The sequence below is a fragment of the Pseudomonas sp. BF-R-26 genome (assembly GCF_019947395.1).
Taxonomy (GTDB): Bacteria; Pseudomonadota; Gammaproteobacteria; order Pseudomonadales; family Pseudomonadaceae; genus Aquipseudomonas; species Aquipseudomonas farris.
The window spans coordinates 228,542-234,541 of record NZ_JAGYGK010000014.1 but is presented as its reverse complement, the minus strand read 5'-3'; the positions used below and the strand labels follow the sequence as shown (position 1 = coordinate 234,541).

The 6,000-nt window shown below is 57.8% G+C and carries 5 protein-coding genes; 3 read left to right on the top strand and 2 right to left on the bottom strand.

Translation table 11 applies throughout. From position 1 onward, the window contains the following. Window positions 1–527: 527 nt before the first annotated feature. Both KGB18_RS21900 and KGB18_RS21895 read right to left on the bottom strand, forming a co-directional pair. Window positions 528–2,021 carry a CoA-acylating methylmalonate-semialdehyde dehydrogenase gene (locus KGB18_RS21900; RefSeq protein ID WP_123718930.1) on the bottom strand — a complete coding sequence of 498 codons (1,494 nt, stop codon included), beginning with the start codon at window positions 2,019–2,021 and terminating at the stop codon, window positions 528–530. Window positions 2,022–2,085: 64 nt separating this feature from the next. Next, window positions 2,086–3,435 (bottom strand): aspartate aminotransferase family protein, encoded by a 1,350-nt coding sequence (locus KGB18_RS21895; protein ID WP_030128382.1) that lies wholly within the window; start codon window positions 3,433–3,435, stop codon window positions 2,086–2,088. 139 nt (window positions 3,436–3,574) lie between these two features. On the opposite strand from KGB18_RS21895, the gene KGB18_RS21890 reads away from it, so the two are divergent. The 3 genes from KGB18_RS21890 to KGB18_RS21880 all read left to right on the top strand — a co-directional run bounded on the left by KGB18_RS21890 (window position 3,575) and on the right by KGB18_RS21880 (window position 5,855). Further along, on the top strand, window positions 3,575–4,495 hold the full coding sequence (locus tag KGB18_RS21890; RefSeq protein WP_008006295.1) for a LysR family transcriptional regulator: 921 nt from the start codon (window positions 3,575–3,577) through the stop codon (window positions 4,493–4,495). Between the two features lie 120 nt (window positions 4,496–4,615). Beyond that, entirely contained in the window at window positions 4,616–5,266 is a 651-nt protein-coding gene (locus KGB18_RS21885) for a TetR/AcrR family transcriptional regulator (RefSeq protein WP_038978834.1), read from the top strand. A 7-nt stretch (window positions 5,267–5,273) separates the two neighbouring features. After that, on the top strand, window positions 5,274–5,855 hold the full coding sequence (locus KGB18_RS21880; protein WP_123718931.1) for an IMPACT family protein: 582 nt from the start codon (window positions 5,274–5,276) through the stop codon (window positions 5,853–5,855). The last annotated feature ends 145 nt before the right edge of the window (window positions 5,856–6,000 follow it).

The window sequence follows — 6,000 nt, the reverse complement described above, 5'->3', positions numbered from 1 at the left end:
GTCTGACTCCACAAGCACCCACACGAATTGCTTGATTCAGTTGTTAAAGAGCGGTTGGTTAAGATCTTTCGTCTCAACCGAGGCGCGCATTCTACAGCAGCCTCTGTTGCTGTCAAGCGGTTATTTTCAGAAGTTTTCAAAGTTTCGCTTGTAAATCTTTAACAACTTCAACCACTTGCGCTTCCGATCTCTCGTTAGCGGGAGGCGAATTCTACAGCGTTACTCGCTGCTGTCAACACCTCTTTTTCTCCGCTTTCGACCGAGATGATCGAACCGTTAATAAGGCGAAAACACACTGCCTTACCAACTCCTTCTGGCTTCGATGAACTGAAGCGTAACCGCTGTCGAAAACTGCGTAACTCTTTGTTTACCAAGGATTTTTCCGTTTCGACTGCGCCGGAAGTGGGGCGAATTATAGGCTTTCAGAATCTGCCGTCAACACCAATTTTCACATTTCTGTCATATAAGTCCAAAAAGCCCGAAAACACGAAGGCCGACCTCAAGAGGTCGGCCTTCTGCCCTTCTACTTACAAGCTAGGGAATGCGAACTGCGAAGCCTCATGGCTCGCTCGTTGCGGCCAGCGCTGGGTAATAGCCTTGCGACGAGTGTAGAAACGCACGCCATCCGGACCATACGCATGCAGATCGCCAAACAGCGAACGCTTCCAGCCGCCAAAGCTGTGATAAGCCACTGGCACCGGCAATGGCACGTTGACGCCGACCATGCCCACTTCAATCTCATCGCAGAACAACCGCGCCGCTTCCCCATCACGCGTGAAGATACAAGTGCCGTTGCCATATTCGTGATCGTTGATCAGTTGCATCGCCTCTTCCAGGCTATTGACCCGAACGACGCACAGCACCGGCCCGAAGATCTCTTCTTTATAGATGCGCATTTCTGGCGTGACGTTATCGAACAGGCAGCCGCCGAGGAAGAAACCTTCCTCATGACCGGCCACGCTCAGACCACGACCATCCACAACCAAGGTTGCACCTGCTGAAACGCCGTCTTCTATATAGCCACTGACTTTATCGCGAGCCTGACCGGAAACCAGCGGCCCCATATCCAGGCCGCAGGTCGTACCGGCACCGATTTTCAACGCTTTGACCTGAGGCACCAGTTTGGCCACCAGCGCATCAGCCACCTGGTCGCCGACGCAGACGGCCACCGAGATTGCCATGCAGCGCTCACCGCACGAACCGTACGCCGCGCCCATCAATGCGCTGACTGCGTTATCCAGATCCGCATCCGGCATCAATACCGCGTGGTTCTTCGCCCCGCCCAGCGCCTGGACGCGTTTGCCGCGCTTGGTGCCTTCGGCGTAAATGTATTCGGCAATCGGCGTCGAACCGACAAAGCTCAGCGCTTTGACTTCCGGCGCTTCAATCAAGGCATCCACCGCAGCCTTGTCGCCATGCACCACACTCAGCACGCCTTTCGGCAGGCCGGCTTCCAACAGCAGCTGAGCAATCAGCAGCGTCGAGCTTGGATCGCGCTCGGACGGTTTCAGAATAAAGCAGTTGCCGCAGACGATTGCCAACGGATACATCCACAGCGGCACCATGGCCGGGAAGTTGAACGGAGTAATACCGGCCACCACACCCAATGGCTGGAAGTCCGACCAGGCATCAATGTTCGGCCCTACGTTACGGCTGTACTCGCCCTTGAGAATTTCCGGTGCAGCACAGGCGAACTCGACGTTCTCGATCCCGCGCTTCAATTCACCGGCCGCATCTTCCAGGGTCTTGCCATGTTCTTCACTGATCAGTTGTGCGATGCGGGCTTCGTTCTGCTCCAGCAATTGCTTGAAGCGGAACATCACCTGAGCACGCTTGGCCGGCGGAGTGTTACGCCAGGCCGGGAACGCAGCTTTGGCCGAGTCGATGGCTTTTTGAATGGTTTCACGGCTGGCCAATGGCAGCTTGTGGATCGCCTGACCGGTGGACGGGTTGAACACGTCGGCCGTGCGACCGTCTTCGATCACCAGTTCGCCATTGATCAAATGTGGGATAAGACTCATGCGGGGCTCCTGAAAAGTTGTCCACAGGCGCCCGCGAGAGGACGCCTATATATAGAGGGAAAAATCAGTCGATTTTGTTCAGCACTTCGCCGACCGCGTCGAATAGACGATCGAGGTCTTGCGGCTTGCTGTTGAAGGTTGGGCCGAACTGCAGGGTGTCGCCGCCGAAGCGCACGTAGAACCCGGCTTTCCACAGAGCCATGCCGGCTTCGAACGGACGCACGATGGCATCGCCGTCGCGAGGCGCAATCTGGATAGCACCGGCCAACCCGTAGTTACGAATGTCGATGACGTTTTTCGAGCCCTTCAGGCCATGCAATGCATTTTCGAAATGCGGCGCCACTTCCGCCACGCTTTGCACCAGGTTTTCCTTTTGCAGCAGATCGAGTGCTGCCAGGCCTGCGGCGCAAGCCACCGGGTGCGCGGAATAGGTGTAGCCGTGCGGGAATTCCACCGCGTACTCAGGCGTCGCCTGGTTCATGAAGGTCTGGTAGATCTCGGAGCTGGCAATCACCGCGCCCATCGGGATCGCACCGTTAGTGACTTGCTTGGCGATGCACATCAGGTCCGGAGTCACGCCGAAGCTGTCGGCGCCGAACATCGAACCGGTACGGCCGAAACCGGTGATCACTTCGTCGAACACCAGCAGGATGTTGTGCTGATCGCAGATTTCGCGCAGACGCTTGAGGTAACCCTGTGGCGGAACCAGAACGCCAGCGGAACCGGCCATTGGTTCGACGAATACCGCAGCAATGTTCGAGGCATCGTGCAACTCGATCAGCTTGAGCAGTTCATCGGCCAGGGCGATACCACCTTGCTCCGGCATCCCACGGGAAAACGCATTGCTCGCCAGCAAAGTGTGCGGCAGGTGATCGACGTCCATCATCGCCTGACCGAACAGTTTGCGGTTGCCGTTCACGCCGCCGAGGCTGGTGCCGGCGATGTTCACGCCGTGATAACCACGAGCACGACCGATCATTTTGGTTTTGGTGGCCTGGCCTTTAAGGCGCCAGTAAGCACGCACCATTTTCACCGCTGTGTCTGCACACTCGGAACCCGAGTCGGTGAAGAACACGTGATTCAGATTGCCCGGCGTCAGGTCGGTGATTTTCTCGGCCAACTGGAACGACAGCGGATGACCGTACTGGAAGCCCGGCGAGTAATCGAGGGTGCCCAGTTGCTTGGCCACCGCTTCCTGGATTTCCTTGCGGGTGTGTCCGGCGCCGCAGGTCCACAGACCCGAGAGCGAATCGTAGACCTTGCGGCCCTTGTCGTCTGTCAGCCAACTGCCCTCGGCAGCCACGATCAGTCGCGGGTCGCGCTGGAAATTGCGGTTCGCGGTGTAGGGCATCCAGTGAGCATCGAGCTTGAGCTGGCTGGCCAGGGAAGTCGGGGCGTTTTCAGGCACGTTCATGGGCAAAACCTCGCAGGGCAATAAGCGGCGTGGAGATGAAAAGCTTTCTTGCAGCTAAATTGCCACGGAGATAAAGTCGGTGAAATCCAACTTTTCTAACCTTCAGTCAGCCAGCTACTAAACTTTGAGTAAACAAAGCATGAGCAGCCGTCGTCCCGATCCGCTGGCGCAAGTCAGTGACTTTGATATCCGCCTGTTGCGGATTTTTCGCAGCGTCGTGGAATGCGGCGGCTTCTCCGCGGCAGAGTCGGTGCTGGGTATCGGTCGCTCGGCGATCAGCCAGCAGATGAGCGATCTGGAGCAACGTCTCGGCCTGCGTCTGTGCCAACGCGGTCGCGCCGGTTTTTCCCTGACCGAAGAAGGCCGCGAGGTCTACCAATCAGCGCTACAGCTATTAAGTGCGCTGGAAAGTTTCCGCACCGAGGTCAACGGCCTCCACCAACATTTGCGCGGTGAGTTGACCATTGGCCTGACCGACAACCTGGTCACCCTGCCCCATATGCGCATCACCCATGCCCTGGCGCAGTTGAAGGAGCGTGGTCCGGATGTACAGATCCAGATCCGCATGATCGCGCCCAATGAAGTCGAACAAGGCGTGCTCGACGGTCGCTTGCACGTCGGCGTGGTGCCGCAAGCCAGCGCGCTATCGGGTCTGGAATATCAGCCGCTCTACAGCGAACGTTCGCTGCTGTATTGCGCGGTCGGCCATCCGTTGTTCTATGTCGACGACAAACAGCTGGACGATGAACGCCTCAATAGCCAGGACGCCATCGCCCCGACCTTCCGTTTGCCCGCCGAGATCCAGGCCCATTATCAAGCGCTCAACTGCACCGCCAGTGCGTCGGATCGCGAAGGCATGGCATTTCTGATTCTGACCGGGCGCTACATCGGTTATCTGCCGGATCATTACGCCAGCCTCTGGGTGCAGCAGGGCCGATTGCGTGCACTGAAACCCAAGGCGCGTTTTTATGACCTGAGTCTGGCATCGGTCACCCGCAAGGGCCGTCGTCCCCACTTGGTGCTGGAGAGTTTTCTGGAGAGCCTGGCAGCGACGCGTTGAACAAGAAAATCCCTGTGGAATTGCGGTGGTCAAGGTTTTATCGCGACAGGACTTGTCTGCGGCCTGCGGGTGCGCTATCAACGCATCTGGTTGCACCCATTTACCTGTTCGGAAGTGCCTATGACCTTTGAAGTCCCAGCCCACGGCGGCAAACCCGCCAGCCGCATTCGTCAGAAGAACGAAGAGACCATCATCAAAGCCGCCGAAGACGAGTTCGCCCGTCACGGGTTCAAAGGCACCAGCATGAACACCATCGCGCAGAATGCGGGGTTGCCCAAAGCGAATCTGCATTACTACTTCACCAACAAACTCGGTTTGTACGTGGCGGTGCTGAGTAACATCCTTGAATTGTGGGACAGCACCTTCAATACCCTGACCGTCGAGGATGATCCGGCAGAAGCATTGACTCGATACATTCGCGCAAAAATGGAATTCTCCCGACGCCAGCCGCAGGCTTCGCGGGTCTTCGCCATGGAGGTCATCAGCGGCGGCGAATGCCTGAGCGCGCATTTCAACCAGGACTATCGCATCTGGTTTCAGGGCCGGGCCGCAGTGTTCCAGGCGTGGATCGACGCCGGCAAAATGGACCCGGTCGACCCGGTGCACCTGATCTTCCTGCTGTGGGGCAGCACCCAGCATTACGCCGATTTTGCCACGCAAATCTGCCGTGTCACCGGGCGCACCAAGTTGACCAAGCAAGACATGGAAGACGCCGGCAACAACCTGATCCGCATCATTCTCAAAGGCTGCGGCCTGACGCCTGCTATCTAAGACACCTATGCCTTTTACCCTCAGCGGCTTTTGCGAATACCGCGAAGAGATTCGCAAAAGCCGCTTCATCACCCTCGCCGGGCCAATCACTAGCGCAGTCGACGCCCAGGCGTTCATCGAGCAGCACAGTGATTTGAACGCCTCGCACAATTGCTGGGCATGGAAACTCGGCGATCAATACCGCAGCAATGACGATGGCGAACCCGGCGGCACCGCTGGCCGGCCGATTCTGGCAGCGATCGAAGCGCAGGATTGCGATCAGGTCGCGGTGCTGGTGATCCGCTGGTATGGCGGCATTCAACTGGGCACCGGCGGCCTCGCCCGGGCCTATGGCGGCGGCGCCAACAAATGCCTGCAAGGGGCGCCGAAGGTCGAGCTGATCAGCCGGGTGCCGGTCAGTTGTGCCTGTGCGTTTGGCGAGTTGGCGCTGGTGAAGCTTCGGGTAGCGGAACTGGGCGGTTTGGTCGTGGAAGAAACCTTCACGGCCAATGGCGTGGAACTGCAATTGGCGATCGGCGAGGGGCAAATAGAGACTTTGCAGATGCAGCTGGCGGATTTGAGTCGCGGGCGCATTTTGTTGCAGCGATAAAAGATCAAAAAATCGCAGCCTGCGACAGCTCCTACGCGCCTGTGGGCGCTGCGATCTTTTGGGGCAGCCCGGTTTTCTTTACTCTCGATACTTGCCCACATCTGCTGTGCACCCGGCTGTGGATAACCTGAGCACATTCCGCTGT